The organism is Kineococcus haloalkalitolerans (assembly GCF_050871905.1).
Classification (GTDB): domain Bacteria; phylum Actinomycetota; class Actinomycetes; order Actinomycetales; family Kineococcaceae; genus Kineococcus.
This window is the reverse complement of sequence record NZ_JBJLSH010000010.1, coordinates 23,997-42,640: the sequence shown is the minus strand read 5'-3', so window position 1 is coordinate 42,640 and position 18,644 is coordinate 23,997. Positions and strand designations below refer to the sequence as shown.

Below are 18,644 nucleotides of genomic sequence, written 5' to 3'. Positions count from 1 at the left end.
CGGTGAGGTGGCGAGGGGCTCGCCACGGACATCGGCAGGGACCGGTCCGGGCTTGAGCGCATCCTGCCCCAGCGGTCCCGGTGATCGGCACCCGTCACGGGAGTCCCGGGTGTGAGGTGCCGCTCAGCGCGGTGTCAGCGCCAGGCGACGACGACCTTCCCGGTGGCGCGCTCCCACGTGACGCTGCCGCCGGTGAAGTCGTTGCGCCGGCCGCCGGGCACCTCGTGCTCGTCGGACGTGGGGTAGCCCAGGCGGCCGGTCTCCCAGCCCTGCGCGGCCCACGCGCCGCGGATCGCACCCTTGACCAGGTGCGCGCCGGTGCGCTCGCTCCAGTACACCGAGCCGTTCTCGAAGTGGCTGAAGCGCCCGGTCCAGCCGGGGGCGACCTGCTCGTCGGTGACGGGCAGCCCGAGGACCTTCGCCCGGTCGCCGGAGAAGTACGCCTGCGCGATGGCGCCCTGCACCGCCCGGGCCTGGGTGCGGGCCGACCACAGGATCGAGCCGTGCTGGTAGTCCTTGCGCCGCGCCGAGCGCCAGTCGGTGATCGGGGAGACGGGCGCGCCGAGGACGGAGCGCTCGCGGCCCAGGGCGGCGTACTTGCCCTCGACGGGGTTCGTCTCGCCCGTCCACCACGACGTCTCGGCGGCCGCGCCGCGGTGGCTGAGGGAGATGTGGACGTGGTCGGTGTGCGGGTTCGGGCCGGTGTACGGCTTCCAGCCCTCCTCGGCGCGGTAGGAGCCCCAGATCCGACCGTCCCAGATGACGTACATGACGCCGAGGCGGCGGGCGTTGACGGCCGAGCCGCCGTTCGCGCCCTCGCCGAGCAGCCAGGTGAGGAACTCGTCGGCGAGGGCCTTCTGCGCCGGGTCGCGCGCGTCGAGCATCCAGTCCAGGGCCCGGCCCTCGTGGTGCTCGGAGTTCACGCGCCCGTCGGCGGGGCAGGCGCGGGCGTCGCCGACGGCCTGCTCGCCGTAGGTGTCGAGGATGAGCTTCTTCAGGGCCCGGGTGCCCGGCTGCACGGGACCGCAGGTCGTGGCGGCCTCGTAGCGGGCGAGGCTGTCGACGCCGCTGGGCAGGTGCCGCGGCAGCGCGGGCGGCGCGGCGGAGGCCGCGGCGGGGGCGGCGAGCGCGAGGGCGGCCAGCGCCGCTGCGACCGCGGTCCCGAGGGTGGCCCGGCGGTGCAGCGGCATCAGCTCTCCCTCACGGTCACGGCGCCGGTGCGGCGGTTCCAGGTGATCGAGCCGCGCTCGAACGTGGTGCGCAGCCCGCCGTCGACGGCGAACTCGTCGCTGGTGGGGTAGCCGAGCCGGCCGGCCTCCCAGCCGCGCGCGCCCCACGCGTCGCGGATGGCGCCCTTGACGACGTGGGCGCCGGTGCGGGGGCTCCAGTACACCGAGCCGCCCTCGAAGGCGGTGAACGCGCCGCCGGGCAGCGGCACCTCGTCGGTGACGGGGTAGCCGAGGAACCCGGTCTCCCAGCCGAGGGAGGCCCACTTGTCGCGGATCAGGCCGCGGACGCACCGCGCGCCGGTGCGCGGCGACCAGTAGATCGACCCGCCCTCGAAGTGGTTGAAGGCGCCGCCGGGCAGCGGGGTCTCGTCGGTGAGCGGGAACCCGAGGAACCCGCCCTCCCAGCCGAGGGCCTTCCACTTCTCGCGGATGTCGCCCTTGACGACGTGGGCGTCGGTGGCGGTGCTGTGGTAGATCGAGCCGACCTGGTAGTGCCGGTAGGTGCCGCCCGAGCGGGCCGGTCCCTCGGCGCTGGTGGGGGCGCCGATGGCGGCGGCGCCGCCGATGGCGGCGTACTTGGCGGAGATGGCCGTGGCGGCCGTGGTGGCCCCGCCCATGAGCTGGGCGACGCGGGAGCGGATCTGGTCCATCTTCGTGAAGCCGACGTTGCCCGGGCAGGCGGTGAAGCCGACGTCGCGGTGCGCGTTGACGATGCGCAGGGTGACGTCGGTCCCGGCCTTGTAGCGGGCGGTGCCGCCGCCGGCCGAGCGCAGCCGCGTCGAGCCGAGGGCCGGCAGGCCGTGCAGGGACAGCTTCCACGCGATGACGCGGGCGACGGACTCGAGCATCGCCGCGGGCGGGGCGACGGAGGTGAAGTCGCCCATCATCGACACGCCGAACGTCTCGGCGTTGAAGCCGCCGGCGTGGGCGCCGACGACGGGCCGGGTGATCCCACCGGCGCGGCCCTCCCAGATGCCGCCGAAGCGGTCGACGACGAAGTTGTAGCCGAGGTCGCTCCAGCCGAGGCTGACGGTGTGGTACCGGTACATGCCGCGGATCACGGCGGGGACCTGGGACTGGCTGTAGGAGCCGCCGTCGGCGGTGTGGTGCACGACGCAGGCCTTGATCGTGGGCGAGTAGCCGGGGCTGCCCCTGCGCAGCGACTCGTCGGCGCCCCACTCGGCGCGCGAGCGGATCGTCGGTGCGGCCGCGGCCAGCGTCGTGGTGCTCGTGGTGGCGGTGCCGAGGGGGACGACCGTGCCGGTGCCGGTGCCCAGGGGGGCCGGCCCGGCGGGGGCTGCGAGCAGCGTGGTGGTGCGCGCGGCGCCGGGGTCGACGACCTCGAGGCGGGCGCGGCCGACCTCGCCGGCGGGCAGCTGGACCTCGACGGTGGCGCCGACGCCGAGCTCACCGACCCACAGGGGGTCGGAGCCGGTGGTGTGCTCGTGGGCGTCGGCGGTGCCGGGGTCGGGCTCGGAGTCGTTCAGCGGCAGGTCGCTCCAGGCGGAGAACTCCCCGCCGGCGCGGCGCACGCGCACGGCGACGGAGGTGGCGCTGGTGCCGCCGGGGAAGACGACGCCGACCATGCTGCCGCCGTCGACGCTGACGCCGACGACCTCGAGGCCGCCGCCGGAGGACAGCAGGCGGGCCGCGCCGCGCGGGGCGCCGAGGGTGACGGAGCGGGTGGAGCCGCCGACGGCCAGCGGCCCGGCGGACAGGGCCGAGGGGGCGTGAGCCGGGGTCGCGGCACCGGCGGGGGCTGCGGTCGCGAGGCCGAGCGCGGCGACCGCGCCGGCGCCACCGGTGAGGGTGGCGCGCCTCGAGACGCGGGTGTCCTGCAGGGGCATGCGAGCTCGCTCCGTCTCGGTCCGGTGCCACCCACACGGGTGAACTGTCGTAGGTGGCCATCGGTCGCCCTGGAGTCGAGCTTGAGCGGACGACCGGCCCGTGACGCAAAGTAGGTGACGATACGTGTGATGTAAAGGCTGCGTGGAGGGACTGCGGTGACGACACGCCGTGAGATGTACATCACCCTGCGTGTTGGCTGAGAGCGCGCTCAACGTCTGAGTCCCTGCTGTCCCCCCGCTGGGGGCCGTCAGGGGGAGGGGGTCGTCGTCACCGGCTCCGGTGCCCCGGCGGGCTCCATCAGGCGGACGCTGAAGGCGCGGCGGTCGGCCTCCTGGACCACCTCCCAGCCCTGCAGCGCCACGATCGTCGCCGCGTCCGCGGGCGTGGCCGCCAGCAGCTCGCCGGGCCCGCCGACCACCCACACGCGGTCCACCCGCGCCAGCGCCGCCGCCACCTGCGCCGGCTCGCGCGGCACCCCCACGAGCGTGCCCGAGGCCGCGGCCGGCTCGGCCAGCGCCAGGTCCTCCAGACCGGCGAACGCCTCCGGGTACAGCTGGGTCACCACCCGGTAGCGGTACTCCCCGTCCGGCACGAACAGCAGCCCGTCACCCGGCCGCGCCCCCTCGGCGATCAGCTCGGCCGTGCCGCGCAGGTCTTCCCCGTGCCCGATGGCCGAGTCGCGGAAGACGACCTGCATGTGCCAGCCCGCCGCCGCCGTCCCGGCCACCAGCGCCGCGGCCAGCCCCACCGCCGGGACCCCCGGGCGCGCCGGCAGCGCCCGCGCGCGCCGGGCCGACCGGGTCGCCCCCCAGCCCGCCGTCACCACCGTCGCCAGCAGCAGGCACGTGCCCGGCGCCACCGGCACCAGGTAGCGCGTGGTCCACAGCGGGTGCACCTGCGAGAGCAGCCACAGCAGCGGCACCCACGCCACGCCCCACAGGACCCCCAGCAGGACCGCCCGCCGCGCCCGCGCCAGCACGCACGCGACCACGGCCGCCGCGGCCGCCAGCAGCGCCCCCGCCGTCCCGCCCAGCGCGAACGTCGCGTGCCCCAGCAGGTCCGCCGGGGCCGGCGGCTGCAGGAACGCCACCTGCCCGCGCTGGCGCGACTGCGCCAGCAGCAGCGGCGCCGACAGCGCCAGCCCCGCCGCCGCGGCCAGCGCCGCGCGCCGGCGCGTGCCCGGCGAGGCCAGCGTCCAGCCCGCGTGCGCGAGCAGCACCAGCAGCGCCGTGCTGTTGACCGCCGTGATCAGCAGCAGCGTCAGCGCGTACGCGGCCCACCAGCGCCGCAGCAGGCAGTACGTGGAGACCGTCACCAGCAGCGCGGCCAGCGCGTACGGGCGCGCCTCCTGCGCGTAGCGGGAGGCGAAGGGCGTGGCCACCCACACCAGCGCCGCGGTCAGCCCCGCCAGCCGGGCCAGGCCCGGGCCGACCCCGCCGTCCGGTCCGCCGCCGGGGGAGGCCAGCACCGCGCGGCGGGCCGTCCCGTACAGGGCCGCCGCGGTCAGCGCCGCCGCGACCACCGAGATCCACCGCACGTCCACCACGTCGGCGTCGCGGCCGAGCAGGGCGTGGGCCAGGAAGTAGTGGGGCGCGTGGACGAGGTCCACCTCGCGCACGAGGTCGGCGATCTGCGCCGCGCTGCGGCGCACCACCGCGACCGTCACGGCCTCGTCGCGCCACGGGCTGGGCGCGGCCAGGCGGTGGCTGAACACCAGCAGACCGGCCAGCGCGGTCAGCAGCGCCGCCAGCGCGTCCAGCCCGCGGCGCGGCCCGCGCCCGGCGGTCCCGGCCGCGGTGGCGAGCCGGGTGGCGCCGCCGGCCAGCGCGGCGCGGGCGGCGGGGGACCGCAGGGACGACGAGGCGGACAGGGCGGGACTCAGAGGGGCAGGCGCCGGAACACCGGGGCCGGGACGTGCCGCAGGGCCGACATCACCCAGCGCATCGGGCCGGGCGCCCACACGGTCTCCTTGCCAGCTCGCACGGCCTCCACGGCCACCTCCGCCACCTGCTCCGCCGACACCGACAGGGGAGCCGCCTGCAGCCCCTCCGTCATCTTCGTGGTGACGAAGCCCGGCCGCACGACGACCACGCGCACGCCGTCCGGGCGCAGGGCCTCGCGCAGGCCCGTGAAGAAGGCGTCGAACCCGGCCTTGGTGGAGCCGTAGACGAAGTTGGAGCGGCGCGCGCGCTCGCCGGCCACGCTGGACAGCGCCACGACGGTGCCGTGCCCCTGCGCGCGCAGCCGCGCGGCCAGGCGCACGCCCAGCCCGACGGCGGCCGTGTAGTTGACGGTGGCGACCTCCACGGCCGCCGGCGCGTCCTGCCACAGCTGCTCGTTGTCGCCCAGCACGCCGAAGGCCAGCACCGCCACGTCGACGTCCCCGGCCGCGAAGGACTCCTCCACGACGCGGTCGTGGCCGGCCAGGTCGGTGGCCTCGAAGTCGACCTCGCGCACCTCGTGCCCGCGCCGGTGCAGCCGGTCGGCGGCCGCCTGCCGGCGGGGGCCGGGCCGGGCGGCCAGCGTGACGCGCAGCGGGCGCTCGCCGAGGCGCTCCACGACGGCCAGGCCGATGTCGGAGGTGCCGCCGAGCAGCAGGACGGAGCGGGGGGTGCCGAGCGCGTCGATCACGGGGGGCGTCTCCGGGCGGTCGCGGGGCGGTCAGAGGACCCGCAGACCCTAGCAACGGCGGCGGGCCGGCCCGGAGCGCGGCCGGGCGGCGGTCGGGGCCCCGCGGACCGCTCGGTAGCCTCGCGCGGTGATCGGCGGGTGACGGGCGTCCTGACGGGCTTCGTCGTCGTCGCCTCGCTCGTCGCGGTCGGCTACGTCCTCGGCCGCACCGGGGCGCTGGGTCCCACCGGGCAGGTCGTCGTCGCCCGGCTGGTCTTCTTCGTCGGCTCGCCCGCCCTGCTCGTGCAGACCCTCGCCACGGCCGACGTCGCCGTCCTCTTCTCCTCGCAGCTGCTCGTCACCGGCTCCGGGGTCCTCGTCTGCCTGCTGGTGTGGCTGCTGGTGGCCCGGCTCCGCTGGCGCGCCGACCGCGGCGCGCTCGTCATCGGCGCCCTGGCCGCCTCGTTCGTCAACGCCGCCAACATCGGCCTGCCCGTGGCCGCCTACGTGCTGGGCGACCTGACGGCCGTGCTGCCGGCGCTGCTGCTGCAGATGGTGGTGCTCACGCCTATCGCGCTGGGGATCCTCGACGTGTCCGGCGCCCCCGGCGGGGCCTCGCTCAAGCGCGCGCTCACCCCGCTGGTCAACCCGATGCTGCTGGGCGCCGCGGTCGGGGTGCTGCTGGCGGTGACCGGCTGGCGGCTGCCCGCGGCGGTCGCCGAGCCCGTCGGCCTGCTGGCCGGGCTCGCCGTCCCCGGCGCCCTCATCTCCTTCGGGATCTCCCTGCACGGCGGCTCGCTCGCCGGGTGGCGGCGCCCCGACGTCCTGCTGGCCACCGGGCTGAAGGCGATCGTGCAGCCGCTGGTGACGTGGGCCGTGGCCGCCCACGTCCTCGGCCTGGCCCCGGCCACCGTCTTCGCCGCCACCGTGGTCGCGGCGCTGCCGACCGCGCAGAACGTCTTCACCTTCGCGGTGCGCTACGGCGTCGCGCGCGACCTCGCGCGCGACACCGTGCTGGCCACCACCGTGCTGGCCGGGCCCGTCCTCGTCGCGGTCACGCTGCTGCTGCCGCGCTGAGCGGGCGCCTCAGCGCGAGCGCCCCGCCTGCCAGGCCTCCCACGCGGAGGACACGATGTCCGTCAGGCCCCGCGAGGCCGTCCAGCCCAGGTCCTCGCGGATGCGCGAGACGTCCGCCACCAGCGACGGCGGGTCGCCCGCGCGGCGCTCGCGCACGTCCGGGTCCACCGGCAGGCCCGTCACCTCGCGCACGGCGTCCAGCACCTGCAGCACCGAGGAGCCGGTGCCGGTGCCCACGTTGAAGACGTCGTGCGGGCGCTCGTCCGCGTCCAGGCCGTCCAGGGCGGCCAGGTGCGCGGAGGCCAGGTCGGCCACGTGCACGTAGTCGCGCACGGCGCTGCCGTCGGGGGTGGGGTAGTCGCCGCCGAGGACGACGGGGCGCCGGCCCTCGTCCAGCGCCCGGAAGACGATCGGCACGAGGTTGAGCACGGCCGTGTCGCCCAGGTCGGGCCAGCCGGCGCCGGCGACGTTGAAGTAGCGCAGGTTCGCCGCGCGCAGCCCCCACGCCACGCCCGCGGCGCGGGTCATCCACTCCCCGACGAGCTTCGTCTGCCCGTACGGGTTGATGGGCTCGCACGGGCCGTCCTCGCGCACCACGGGACTGTCCGGGGCGCCGTAGGTGGCCGCGGAGGAGGAGAAGACGAGCCGGCCCACCCCGGCGTCCTCCATGGCCTGCAGCAGGTTCGCGGTGCCGCCCACGTTCTGCGACCAGTAGCGGGCCGGCTGCTGCACCGACTCGCCGACCTGCTTGCGGGCGGCGAAGTGGATCACCGCGTCGACGTCGTGCTCGGCGAACGCCGCGCGCAGCGCGTCGCGCGCGCCGTCGGTGGCGAGGTCGACCTGCACCACGGGGGCGTCCCCGACGCGGGCGACGCGGCCGTTGGACAGGTCGTCGGCCACCACCACGCGGTCACCGCGCTCGGTGAGCAGGCGCACGACGTGGGACCCGATGTAGCCGGCACCGCCGGTCACGAGGACGCTCATGGTCGCCCAGCGTAGTGAGACGCCCCTCGCCGTGAGCGGGGTTCCCACTAGGGTCGCGCGTGTGCACCGGCTCGAGAACCGCGTCCAGCCGTACGCGTGGGGCTCGCCCACCGCGATCCCGCACCTGCTGGGCCGCCCGGCCGACGGCACCCCGCAGGCCGAGCTGTGGATCGGCGCCCACCCCGCCGCCCCCTCGGCCGTCGTGGCCGGCGACGGCGGCCGCGCCGGGCTGGACGAGGTCCTCGACGCCGCGGGGGTGCCGCGCCCGCCGCTGCTGAAGGTCCTCGCGGCGGCCGCGCCGCTGTCCCTGCAGGTGCACCCGGACCGGGCCACGGCTCGCCGGCGCTTCGCCGAGGAGGAGGCCGCGGGCGTGCCCCGCGACGCCGCCCACCGCCTGTACAAGGACGACGAGCACAAGCCGGAGCTGCTGTACGCGCTGGAGCCGTTCGCGGCGGTGGCCGGCTTCCGCGCCCCCGCCGCCGCCCGCGAGCTGCTGGCCGGCCTGCCGCTGGTCGGGTTGCCCGCCGCCACGGACGCCCTGCTGGCCGCGCTGCTGGACGACCTCGCGGCCGACGACGAGGGGGAGGCGCTGCGCGCGGCGACCTCGCGGCTGCTGACCGCCGAGGCGGACGTCGTCGGGCCGCTCGTGCAGGCCGTGGCCGTCGCGTGCGCCGGCTCCGACGACCCGTCCGCGCTGTGCGCCAACCACCTGGCCGGGCACCACCCCGGCGACCCGGGCGTGCTGGTCTCGCTGCTGCTCAACCAGGTGCGCCTGGCGCCCGGGGAGGCGCTGTACCTGCCCGCGGGCAACGTGCACGCCTACCTGTGGGGCACCGGCGTGGAGCTCATGGCCAGCTCCGACAACGTCCTGCGCGGCGGGCTGACGCCCAAGCACGTCGACGTGCCGGAGCTGCTGCGGGTGGTGGACTTCCGGGTGCTGCCGCCGCCGCTGCTGGCGCCGCGGCGGGTCTCCGCGGACGAGCTGGTGCTCGACCCGGGGGTGGGGGACTTCGCGCTCGCCGTCCTCACCGCCCGCCCGGGCACGGTCACCACGTGGGAGCGGGCGGTCCCGCGGACCCTGCTGTGCCTGGAGGGGGAGGTGGCGGTCACCGCCCCGGACGGCGGGGAGCTGGTGCTGGCGCGCGGGCAGTCCGCCTTCGTCCTGCCCGCCGAGCACCCCGTCACCGCGCGCGGGGAGGGCCTGCTCGTCGCGGCGACCCCCGGGGAGCCCGCCCCGGGCTGAGCGGTCCCCGCGACGAGGTTTCCCCGCGGTGAGGCCCGGGTACCTGCAGGTCGGGTACGACAGCGCGCCCAGGCCGCCGCCGGGACCACCGGACCCGGTGGCCCGTCGTCCCGGGAGGACCTGTGACCCCGCTGCCCGCCGCGCCCGACCACGTGCGCCTGGCCGTCACGGCCGGCGAGGACGCCACGGCCCAGGTGCGGCGCTTCGTGCGGCTGTTCGCCCAGCAGTCGGGCGTCGACGGCGAGGTGGCCGACGACCTCGTGCAGGCCGCGGCGGAGCTCCTGGCCGTCGGGGACACCGTCGAGCAGGTGCGCGCGGTGGAGGTGCGCGAGACCGGGGCCGGCATCGTCGTGGTGGTGGACCTCGCCGGCCGTGACACCCCGCACCTGGCCGCGGAGGCCGACGCCCTGCTGTCCGGGCTGACCCGCGAGTGGGGCTGGCGGCGCACCCCGGACGCGCTGCGGGTCTGGTGCGAGGTCGCCGCACCGGCCTGACCCGCGCCGCCCGCCCGCCCCGCGCCCTCAGGCGCCGGGCGGCGGGGCGGACCGCCCGGCCAGCAGGCGCGCCAGGGCCGGGGCGGCCAGCAGCATCACCAGCAGCCGCAGCACCTGCACGCTGAGCACGAACGTGGCGTCCGCGCCCACCCCGACGGCCGCGGCCAGCACCGCGTACAGCCCGCCCGGCGTCGTGGCGAGGTAGGTGTCCAGCAGCGGCAGGCCCGTGGCCGCCGACAGCGCCACCGCCAGGCCGGCGCAACCCGCGACGCCCACGACGATGAGCGCGAGCGCCGCCGGCAGCACCCGCGCGACCGCGGCCAGGCCGGCGCGCGTGAACCCCGTCCCCACCTGCAGCCCGATCACCGCGTAGGCCAGCTGCTCCAGGAGCGCCGGCACGGTCAGGCCGTCGGTCAGCCCGGACAGCGACAGCACCGCCGTCACCAGCAGCGGCCCCAGCAGCGAGGGGGCGGGCAGCCGCGCCAGGCGGCCCAGCCGGAGCCCGGCGAGGGAGCACCCGGCCAGCAGCAGCGCGCCAGCCCACCACGGCCCGCCGCCGGCCCCCGCCGCGCCGGAGCCGCCGCTCACCCCGAAGCCCAGCTGCAGCACCACCGGCAGGGACAGCACCACGACGAGCACCCGCAGGTACTGCACGACCGCCACGACCCGCTGGTCCGCGCCCAGCTCGCGGGCCATCACCACCAGCCCGCTGGCCCCGCCGGCGACCAGCGCGAACGCGCCCGTGACGGCGTCGACGTCGCGGTGCCGGCCCAGCAGCCAGCCGGTGCCCAGGCTCAGGGCCAGGGTGGCGAGCACGACGAGGACGACGGGCAGCCAGTGCTCGCCCAGCGCCCGCAGGGTCGACAGCTGCACGAGGGTGCCGGTGGTCACCCCGACGGCGGCCTGCGCGGCCGTGCCGGCCCGCTCCGGCACGGCCAGCGGCGCGCGCACGGCCAGCGCGTCCACCAGGCCGACGAGCAGCCCGGCGAACAGCGCGGGGGAGGGCACGGCCAGCCGGTCCAGCGCGAGGGTGGCGGCGACGACGGCCGCGGCCACGAGCAGCGCGTGCGCGGCGCCGGTGAGCGCCGCCCGGCGCGGGCGCCGTGGCCCGCTCACCGGGCGGGGAGCACCTGCGTGACGCGCTCCTGCTCGGCGACGCCGTCGGCCAGGCCGGCCAGGTCGGGCACGAGGACGACGGACCCGGTGCGCGTGAACGCGGCCAGCACGGACCCGGTGGTGCGCTCGGGCCCGGCGTCGGTGAGCAGCCGCACCCCGGCCGGCCAGTCCCGCGCCGCCGCGGCCGCCTCGGCCAGCAGCGGCCCGTGGGCCAGGTCCGGCGCGGGCACGTGCAGGTCGCCGTAGCCGGTGACGACGCGCGCGTAGTCCAGGGCGCCGTCGGGCAGCTCGCCGGAGAAGGAGGTCGCCAGGGGCGCCAGGTCGACGGCGACGGCCTCGCCGCCGCGCGCGAGGGCCGCCGCCAGCGGGCCGGCGTCGGCGGCGACGAGCACGTCGGCCCCGGCGGCGTCCTCGCCCAGCACCACCTCGGCGCCCGTGGCCCACACCGCCAGCTGCCACACGACGGTGCGCCAGTGCGTGGGCAGCGCCAGCCCGACGCTCGTGCCCGGCCCGGCGGTGAACTCCTCCTCCAGCAGGTTCGCGGTCTTGGCGACCCACGTGGACAGCACGCGCGCCGACAGCTCCACGCGCTCGCCCGTGCGGGCGGAGTCCGCGCCGTACCAGGTCAGCCGGGGCGTGCCGGGGTCGTCGGTGCTCAGCTGCTGCAGGAGGGCGGGGACGGTGCGGGCCACCGCGCCACGGTAGCCGCCGGTCCCCCGACCGCCCGCGGCCGCGGGTCAGCGGGGCGTCGGGGCCGCGTCGGCGGCACCCGCTAGCGTCCCGGCGTGCTCCCCAGCTGGCCGGCGGTGCTGCTCACCCGCGTCCCCGTCGTGCTCGCCGCGGCCGTCGCCGCCGTCACCGCCGTCGCCGTCCCGCTGGTCCTGGTGGACCTGTGGCGGCCCCTGGTCGCCGTCCCGGTGGCGCTCGTGGCGGCCGTCCTGGCCGGGCGGCTGGCCGCGGGCGTGCCCGTCGTGCCGGTGCCCGCGTGGGCGGGCGCGACGACGGCCGCGCTCGCGGTGGCGGCGGGGCTCTGGGCGGCGCTGACCCGCTCCGAGCACGTCGTCCTGCGCCGCGACGCGGGCTCCCTGGCCCTGTACGCGCACCACCTGGCCGAGCACCACGGCCTGCCGGTGGACCCGTCGCTGGCCGCCCTCGGCGGGGCGGCCGCGCTGGCCGACCCGTCGTTCACGCTGGCCAGCCCCGCGTACTACGAGGTCGGCGAGGTCGTCGTCCCGCAGTTCCTGCTGGGCGCGCCGGCCCTGTTCAGCCTCGGCGACTGGGCCGCCGGCTGGGACGGGTTGCTGCTGGTGCCCGCGCTGCTGGGCGCTGCCGCCGTCCTGGGCGTGGCCGGGCTGGCCGCGCGGCTGGTCGGGCCGGCGTGGGCGCCGGCCGCGGCGGCCGCGCTGCTGCTGGCGCAGCCGTTCCTGCTGGCCGCCCGCTCCACCTACTCCGAGCCGCCCGCCCTGCTGGTCCTCACCGGCGCCGCCTCGCTGGCCGTGGCGGCCGTGCGCGCCGACGGGCCGGCGGCCGCCCGCCTGGGCGGCGGCGCGGGCCTGCTGCTGGGCGCCGTCGGGTTCGTGCGCATCGACTACCTGCGCGAGGTCGCGCTGCTGCTGCCGGTGGTGGCGGTGCTGCTGGTGCTGCGCCACCCGGCCGCCCGGGCGCTGCTGGCCGGCACCGCCCTGACGACCGTCCTGGCCGCGGCGGCCGCCGCGCTCACCTCGCGGCCGTACCTGGGCACGATCAGCGGGTCGCTGCTGCCGCTGCTGGCGGCGCTGGTGGGCCTGGCGGTGCTGTCGGCCGCCGGGGCGCGCGCCGCCCGGCGCGGGTGGCTGGCGCGGGTGCGGCCCCTGACGTCCCCGCGGCTGGGTCCCGTCCTGGCGGGCGTCCTCGCGCTGGTGCTGGTGGGCCTGGCCAGCCGGCCGCTGTGGCTGGTGGTGCGCCAGGACCCCGCCGACCCGGGCAGCCGGCTGGTGGCCGGGCTGCAGCTGGCGCAGGGCCTGCCCGTGGACGGCGGGCGCACCTACGCCGAGCACAGCGTCGACTGGCTGTCCTGGTACCTGGGCTGGCCCGTCCTGGTGCTGGCCGGTGCCGCGGCCGTGGCGCTGCTGCCGCGGCTGGTGGCGGCCGTGCAGGGCCGGGCGCCGCTGCCGGGGTGGACGGTGCCGTACGTGCTGGCCGTGGGGTCGCTGCTGCTGACGCTGTACCGGCCGGGCATCACCCCCGACCACCCGTGGGCCGACCGGCGGTTCGTGCCGGTCGTGCTGCCCGCCGTCGTGCTGCTGGCCGTGGCCGCGCTGGCGTGGGCGGTGCGGGAGGTGCCCCGCCGCAGCCGGGCCCTGCCGGTCACCGTCCCGGCGCCGGCCGTGGCGGGTGTGGGCGCGGTCCTGCTGCTGGTGCCCGCGGCCCTGGCCACGGTGCCCGTGGCCGGCCAGCGCACCGAGGCCGGTCAGGTCGCCGCGGTCGCCGAGGCGTGCGCCGCCCTGCGCGAGACGTACGGCGAGGACGTGGTCGCGCTCGCCGTCGACGCCCGCTCGCGCAACGAGTGGCCGCAGGTGCTGCGCGGCACGTGCGGGGTGCCGTCCGCGGCGCTGGTCGTGCCGACCGCCGTGGGCCGGCCGGGGGAGCCGGCGCACGAGGAGGCGCTGACGGCGGCCGTCGAGCGCGCCGCCGGGCGGGTGCGCGCGGCGGGCGGGGTGCCCGTGCTCGTCGCCGCCGGCGGGGAGCGGGCCCCGCGCGAGGCGCTGGCCGCGCTGGGCGCGGAGGACGCGCAGCCGCTGACGTACCTGCGCACCACCGAGCCGGAGCGGCTGCTGACCCGCCGCCCCGAGGGGGCCCAGCGGATCACCGTCGAGCTGTGGGCCGCTCCAGCACCGGAGGAGGCACCGGTCTGACGGTCCGCCGCGTCAGCGGCGGTCCCCCCACGGGTCGCGCGGCTCCTGGTCGACGTCCTCCCGGGCGTCCGCGAGCCACCGGTCCCCGTCCACCGGGGGCAGGTGGCGCAGGAGCCCGGGCAGCTCGTCGGCGGGCACCGCCCTGCGCGCCGGCGGGCGGGGCGCGGAAGGGGTCCCGGTCACCGCTGGATCGTCGCTCAGCGCAGCCGGGTGCGCGAGCAGCGCGTGATGTACGGGACGACGAGGCTCCCGGCGTCGGCCAGCCGGGCCTCGGCCAGCGCGCGCACGTCGTCCAGGACGGCCCGCCGCTCGTCCGGCGGCAGGGTGATCACCCAGCTGCGCGAGGACGTGTAGTCCAGCAGCTCGGCCACCGTCACCTCCTGCGACCACGGCACGTCGAAGCGCTCCACGGGGCCGAAGGGGCCGCCGACGACGGGCGCGAGGCTGCGCAGCTGCTCCTCCCCGGCGCGCGGCAGGGTGCGGTCCAGCTCGGCGACCCAGTCGACGCTGGCGTCGCGCACGTTCCACAGCAGCCCCAGCGTCCCGCCCGGGCGCAGCACGCGGCCCACCTCGGGAGCGGCGACGGCCGGGTCCACCCAGTGCCACGCCTGCGCGACCAGCACGGCGTCGACGCTGGCGTCCGGCAGCGGCACGTCCTCCGCGGTGCCGTCCAGCACCTGCACGTCCGGCAGGACGCGGCTGAACTCCCGGCGCATGCCCTCGGTCGGCTCGACCGCCACGACGTCCAGGCCGCGCGCGGCCAGCAGCCGCGTCAGCTTCCCCGTGCCGGCGCCCAGGTCCAGGACGCGGCGCGCGCCGGCCGGCAGCAGCCAGTCCAGCGCCGCGGCGGGGTAGCTGGGGCGGGCGCGCTCGTAGACGTCGGCGGCCATCCCGAACGAGCGGGCCTGCGCGGTGCTGCCGGAGGAGCGGGCCTGCGACGCGCGCTCGGAGGAGCGGGCCTGCGCGGTGCTGCCGGCGCCGGGCGCCGGGGGAGTGCGGTCTGACACACCGACAGAGTGCCCGGACCGGGGCCGCTGACACGCACCGGGTCGCCGTCGCCGCGGCGACGGCCGGGGGCCCCGAGCCGGGCTAAGCTCCCTGCGCCATGCCTCCCGAGCCTCCCGTGCCCTCCCCGCACCGCGCCGCCGAGGTCGACCCGGCCGGCCTCGCGCCCGTCGCCACGATCGTGCTGCCCTGCTACAACGAGGAGGCGCACGTCCTCGACGAGCTGAAGCGCATCACCGCGGCGATGGACGCCGACGGGATGAGCTACGAGCTGCTCGCCGTCGACGACGCCTCCACCGACGACACCCTCGCGGTGCTGCGCCAGGCCGAGCAGGTCTTCGAGCACCTGAAGGTCGTCGCCTTCCGCCGCAACGGCGGCTCGGGCACGGTGCGCCGCATCGGCACGCAGATGGCCCGCGGCGAGATCGTCGTGTGGACCGACGCCGACATGTCCTACGAGAACGAGCGCATCCCCGAGCTCGTGCGGGTGCTGCTGGAGGACGACTCCTACGACCAGGTCGTGGGCGCGCGCACCACCGAGGAGGGCAGCCACAAGGCGCTGCGGGTGCCGGCGAAGTTCGTCATCCGCAAGGTCGCCGAGGTCCTGGCCCGCCAGCGCATCCCGGACCTGAACTCGGGGCTGCGGGCGTTCCGCAAGTCGGTGTCCCTGCCGTACCTGCGGCTGCTGCCGCCCGGGTTCAGCTGCGTCACGACGATCACGCTGGCGTTCCTGTGCAACCAGCACGACATCAAGTACGTGCCGACGGCGTACGCGAAGCGGGCCGGGACGTCGAAGTTCCACTTCGTCAAGGACGCCTACCGCTACATCCTGCAGGTGCTGCGGATGGTCATGTACTTCGAGCCGCTGCGCGTGCTCATGCCGCTGGCGCTGTTCCTCTTCGGCCTGGGCTTCGTCAAGGCCGTCACCGACATGTTCCGCCACACCTTCTACTTCCCGGCGAACACGGTGCTGCTGCTGGTCTCCGGGCTGCTCATCGGCTCGGTGGCGCTGCTGGCCGACCTGGTCGTGCGCTCGCGGGACGACGGGTGAGCGCCCGCAAGGTGGTCGTGGTGGGCCCGGCCCACCCGGCCAAGGGCGGCACGGCCGTGCACACCACCCAGCTGGCGCACCACCTGCGCGGCGCGGGCGAGCGGGTGCGGCTGGTGTCGTGGTCGCGGCAGTACCCGGCGGCGCTGTACCCGGGCGAGCCGCTGGTCCCCGGCGGGGAGCCGGAGGTGCCCGAGTTCGTCCCGACGGTGCGGGCGCTGGCGTGGGACGCGCCGGCGGGCTGGGTGCGCGCCGGCCGCCGCTGCGCCGACGCCGACCTCGTCGTCCTGACCCACGTGGTGCCGCTGCAGGTGCCCGCGCTGCTGGGCGTGCTGGCCGGGCTGCGCTCGGCCCGCTCGTCGGCGCGCACCGTCGTCGTCGCGCACAACGTCCTGCCGCACGAGCCGCGGCCGGGGGACGCGCTGCTGGTGCGCCGGCTGCTGGCGTCCGTGGACGGCGTCCTCGTGCACTCGGAGGAGCAGGCCCGGCTGGCCCGCGACCACGGCGCCCGGCACGTCGTGGTGGCGGACCTGCCCCCGCACCTGCCGGGCGGGGAGCCGCTGGCCGGGCCGGCCGGCTCGCGCGTGCCGCGCGACGGCGGGGTGCGGCTGCTGAGCCTGGGCGTGGTGCGCGGGTACAAGGGCGTCGACGTCCTGCTGGAGGCGCTGCGCCGCGTGCACCTGGAGGGCTTCGACGCCCGCCTCACCGTGGCCGGGGAGCTGTGGGGCCGCGCCGGGCAGCGCGTGCGCGAGCTGGCCGCGGCCCCGGGCCTGCGCGGGCGCGTGACGCTGCGCGAGGGGTACGTGCCGGCCGCGGAGCTGCCGCGGCTGCTGGCCGAGCACGACGCGCTGGTGCTGCCGTACCGCTCGGGCACCGCCTCGCAGAACGCCCTGCTGGCCTTCGCCCACGGCCTGCCCGTCGTGGCGACCCGCACCGGCTCGTTCCCCGCCCAGGTGCGCGACGGCGTCGACGGCCTGCTCGTCGAGCCGGGCGACGCCGACGCGCTGGCCGCGGCGCTGCTGCGGCTGCGCGACGGCGGCCTGCAGGCGCTGCGCGAGGGCGTGCGCGCGCCGGACCTCGAGACCCCGTGGGACGCCTACCTGGCCGCGCTGGACGCGGCCGCCGAGCCCGGCGCGGCCGCCGCGCCGCCCGGGGGCCGGCTGCTGGAGGTCGCCAAGCGCGGCGCCGAGCTGGCCCTGTGGGCGCGCGTGGGCGTGCAGCGCCGCGCCGGCGAGCGCCTGGCCGCGCGCCGGCTGGGGCTGCCGCCGGCGCACCGGCCGGTGCCCAGCGGGGTGCCCCGCACGGGCGTCCTGCAGGACCGCGCGGAGGTCGCCGACGCGGTGGCGCAGGCCCGCCGGCTGCGGCTGCCCGCGCACCCGGACGCCCCGAAGAACTGGGACGCCCTGGGCGCGGTGGCCGCCGTCCTGACCCTGGCCGACGACGGCTCGCGCTCCGCGCGCGTCCTGGACGCCGGCAGCGCCCGCTACTCGCCGGTCCTGCCGTGGCTGCGCCTGTACGGCTTCGGCGGGGAGCGGGGCGCGCTGGCCGGCATCAACCTGGAGTTCGGCGCCACCGTGCACCGCGACGGGGTGGAGTTCCGGCACGGCGACGTCACCGACACCGGCCTGCCCGCCGGGTCCCTGGACGCCGTCACGTGCATGTCGGTCGTCGAGCACGGGGTGCCCGTGCCCGCGTTCCTGGCCGAGGCGGCGCGCGTGCTGCGCCCCGGCGGCGTGCTCGTGCTGTCCACGGACTACGACGCCGACCCGCCGGACACCACGGGCGTGACGGCCTACGGCGCGCCCGTGCGGATCTTCTCCCCGGACGACGTGCGCGGCTTCGTGCGCGCGGCGGAGGCGGTGGGCCTGGAGCTGGTGGGGGAGCTGACCGACGAGGTGCTGGCGCACCCGGAGCGGCCCGTGCACTGGGCCCGCACCGGCCTGGACTACACGTTCGTCCTGCTGACGTTCCGCCGGCGGTGAGCTCGGCGGGTCCGGGGGGCCGTGCGGGACCGGCCGCCCGGCTGGGCCGTGCGGCCCGCTCGCCGTGGGTGCGCGGCGCCTTCCTCCTCGTGGCCGTCGCGCTGGCCGTGGTCTACGTGTGGCGCGAGCGGGAGGGCATCGCCGCGGCGTGGTCCCGGCTGGACGCCGCGACGGTCCTGCTGGCGCTGGTGTGCTCGCTGGCCAACGTCGCGCTGGCCGGCGCCTCGTGGCGGGCGGTGCTGGCGGACCTGGGGTCGCGGCTGCCGCGGCCGGCGGCGGCGCGGGTGTTCTTCGTCGGCCAGCTGGGTCGCTACGTGCCGGGCACGGTGTTCCAGTTCGTCGCCCAGGCCGAGCTGGCCCGCGACCTGGGCGTGCCGCGCCGGCGCACGGCCTCCGCCCTCGTCGTCGCGCTCGGCGTGTCGATGACGACGGCCGCCCTGCTCGTCGTGGCGCTGCTGCCGGCGGCGCTGGCCGCCGTGGGGCCGGGCGCGCAGGGCGGCTGGACGGCGTGGCTGGCGCGGCTGCCGTGGCTGACGCCGGTGCTGCTGGTCCTGCTGTCCCCGCCCGTGCTCAACCCGCTCCTGCGGCTGCTGCTGCGCGTGGCGCGCCAGCCGCCGCTGGAGCACCCGCTGACGTGGCGGGGGCTGGGCGCCGCCGCGGCGTGGGCGCTGGCCTCGTGGGTCGCGGTCGGCGCGCAGGTGCTGGTGCTGACCCGCGCCGTCGGCGGGGCGGACCTGCCGCTGCCGGTGCTGGCGGCGCTGTGCCTGGGCGGGTACACGCTGGCCTGGGCCACGGGGTTCCTCGTCGTCCTGGCCCCGGCGGGCGCGGGCGCGCGCGAGGTCGTCCTGGCCGCGGTGCTGGCCACCGCCACGGGCGGTGCGGCGGCGGCCGTCGTGGTGCTCGGCTCGCGGGTGCTGCTGACGCTGGCGGACCTGCTCCTGGCCGGAGCCGCCCTGCTGCTGGGCCGCCGGGGCGAGCCCGCGCGCTGACGCGGGCGCGTTGCGATCCGGTCACGAAGCACCGCCGCGCCCGGTCCTGGTTGGAACCTCGGCGCACATCTCGGCAGGGTGTGCCGACGGTCCTCGATCACGCAGCCCGCACCCGAGCCGTCTGG

16 protein-coding genes are annotated in these 18,644 nt (G+C 78.0%); 7 read left to right on the top strand and 9 right to left on the bottom strand.

Features of this window, described 5'->3' with window-relative positions; translation table 11 throughout:
• Nucleotides 1-134 precede the first annotated feature (134 nt).
• The 4 genes from ACRYMY_RS06155 to ACRYMY_RS06140 all read right to left on the bottom strand — a co-directional run bounded on the left by ACRYMY_RS06155 (nucleotide 135) and on the right by ACRYMY_RS06140 (nucleotide 5,708).
• A complete protein-coding gene (locus ACRYMY_RS06155) occupies nucleotides 135-1,190 on the bottom strand; it encodes an LGFP repeat-containing protein (protein WP_432546382.1) in 1,056 nt (351 codons plus the stop codon).
• Nucleotides 1,190-3,076 (bottom strand): N-acetylmuramoyl-L-alanine amidase, encoded by a 1,887-nt coding sequence (locus ACRYMY_RS06150; RefSeq protein ID WP_432546381.1) that lies wholly within the window; start codon nucleotides 3,074-3,076, stop codon nucleotides 1,190-1,192. Before ACRYMY_RS06150 ends, ACRYMY_RS06155 begins: the two co-directional genes overlap by 1 nt.
• 248 nt (nucleotides 3,077-3,324) lie before the next feature.
• A complete protein-coding gene (locus ACRYMY_RS06145; RefSeq protein ID WP_432546380.1) occupies nucleotides 3,325-5,037 on the bottom strand; it encodes a hypothetical protein in 1,713 nt (570 codons plus the stop codon).
• Nucleotides 4,956-5,708 (bottom strand): decaprenylphospho-beta-D-erythro-pentofuranosid-2-ulose 2-reductase, encoded by a 753-nt coding sequence (locus ACRYMY_RS06140; protein WP_432546379.1) that lies wholly within the window; start codon nucleotides 5,706-5,708, stop codon nucleotides 4,956-4,958. The genes ACRYMY_RS06145 and ACRYMY_RS06140 overlap by 82 nt, the downstream gene beginning before the upstream one ends.
• Nucleotides 5,709-5,846: 138 nt before the next feature.
• Here ACRYMY_RS06140 and ACRYMY_RS06135 point away from each other — a divergent pair, with 138 nt between their 5' ends.
• On the top strand, nucleotides 5,847-6,764 hold the full coding sequence (locus ACRYMY_RS06135) for an AEC family transporter (protein WP_432546378.1): 918 nt from the start codon (nucleotides 5,847-5,849) through the stop codon (nucleotides 6,762-6,764).
• A 9-nt stretch (nucleotides 6,765-6,773) separates the two neighbouring features.
• Here ACRYMY_RS06135 and galE read toward each other — a convergent pair whose 3' ends face one another.
• Nucleotides 6,774-7,748, bottom strand: a complete 975-nt coding sequence (gene galE, locus ACRYMY_RS06130) for a UDP-glucose 4-epimerase GalE (protein ID WP_432546377.1) — start codon at nucleotides 7,746-7,748, stop codon at nucleotides 6,774-6,776.
• A 61-nt stretch (nucleotides 7,749-7,809) separates the two neighbouring features.
• On the opposite strand from galE, the gene manA reads away from it, so the two are divergent.
• Nucleotides 7,810-8,991, top strand: a complete 1,182-nt coding sequence (gene manA / locus ACRYMY_RS06125) for a mannose-6-phosphate isomerase, class I (RefSeq protein ID WP_432546376.1) — start codon at nucleotides 7,810-7,812, stop codon at nucleotides 8,989-8,991.
• 122 nt (nucleotides 8,992-9,113) lie between these two features.
• Nucleotides 9,114-9,485 (top strand): hypothetical protein, encoded by a 372-nt coding sequence (locus tag ACRYMY_RS06120; RefSeq protein WP_432546375.1) that lies wholly within the window; start codon nucleotides 9,114-9,116, stop codon nucleotides 9,483-9,485.
• 27 nt (nucleotides 9,486-9,512) lie between these two features.
• Here the strand turns inward: ACRYMY_RS06120 and ACRYMY_RS06115 are convergent, their stop codons facing one another.
• Both ACRYMY_RS06115 and ACRYMY_RS06110 read right to left on the bottom strand, forming a co-directional pair.
• Entirely contained in the window at nucleotides 9,513-10,601 is a 1,089-nt protein-coding gene (locus ACRYMY_RS06115; RefSeq protein WP_432546374.1) for an AbrB family transcriptional regulator, read from the bottom strand.
• Nucleotides 10,598-11,293, bottom strand: a complete 696-nt coding sequence (locus ACRYMY_RS06110) for a TIGR03089 family protein (protein ID WP_432546373.1) — start codon at nucleotides 11,291-11,293, stop codon at nucleotides 10,598-10,600. The genes ACRYMY_RS06115 and ACRYMY_RS06110 overlap by 4 nt, the downstream gene beginning before the upstream one ends.
• 93 nt (nucleotides 11,294-11,386) lie before the next feature.
• Between ACRYMY_RS06110 and ACRYMY_RS06105 the strand changes: the two genes are divergently transcribed.
• Nucleotides 11,387-13,495 (top strand): hypothetical protein, encoded by a 2,109-nt coding sequence (locus ACRYMY_RS06105; protein ID WP_432546372.1) that lies wholly within the window; start codon nucleotides 11,387-11,389, stop codon nucleotides 13,493-13,495.
• Between the two features lie 12 nt (nucleotides 13,496-13,507).
• On the opposite strand, the gene ACRYMY_RS06100 is transcribed toward ACRYMY_RS06105, so the two are convergent.
• Together ACRYMY_RS06100 and ACRYMY_RS06095 are read right to left on the bottom strand one after the other, a co-directional pair.
• Nucleotides 13,508-13,678, bottom strand: coding sequence for a hypothetical protein (locus tag ACRYMY_RS06100; protein ID WP_432546371.1), 171 nt, complete (start codon nucleotides 13,676-13,678; stop codon nucleotides 13,508-13,510).
• A 14-nt stretch (nucleotides 13,679-13,692) separates the two neighbouring features.
• Nucleotides 13,693-14,385, bottom strand: a complete 693-nt coding sequence (locus ACRYMY_RS06095) for a class I SAM-dependent methyltransferase (RefSeq protein WP_432546419.1) — start codon at nucleotides 14,383-14,385, stop codon at nucleotides 13,693-13,695.
• Nucleotides 14,386-14,600: 215 nt separating this feature from the next.
• On the opposite strand from ACRYMY_RS06095, the gene ACRYMY_RS06090 reads away from it, so the two are divergent.
• The 3 genes from ACRYMY_RS06090 to ACRYMY_RS06080 are packed head-to-tail and all read left to right on the top strand — an operon-like array spanning nucleotide 14,601 to nucleotide 18,519.
• Complete coding sequence (locus ACRYMY_RS06090) at nucleotides 14,601-15,551, top strand: glycosyltransferase family 2 protein (protein ID WP_432546370.1); 951 nt, start codon at nucleotides 14,601-14,603, stop codon at nucleotides 15,549-15,551.
• A complete protein-coding gene (locus ACRYMY_RS06085; RefSeq protein WP_432546369.1) occupies nucleotides 15,548-17,530 on the top strand; it encodes a glycosyltransferase in 1,983 nt (660 codons plus the stop codon). The genes ACRYMY_RS06090 and ACRYMY_RS06085 overlap by 4 nt, the downstream gene beginning before the upstream one ends.
• On the top strand, nucleotides 17,527-18,519 hold the full coding sequence (locus tag ACRYMY_RS06080) for a lysylphosphatidylglycerol synthase domain-containing protein (protein WP_432546368.1): 993 nt from the start codon (nucleotides 17,527-17,529) through the stop codon (nucleotides 18,517-18,519). The genes ACRYMY_RS06085 and ACRYMY_RS06080 overlap by 4 nt, the downstream gene beginning before the upstream one ends.
• The last annotated feature ends 125 nt before the right edge of the window (nucleotides 18,520-18,644 follow it).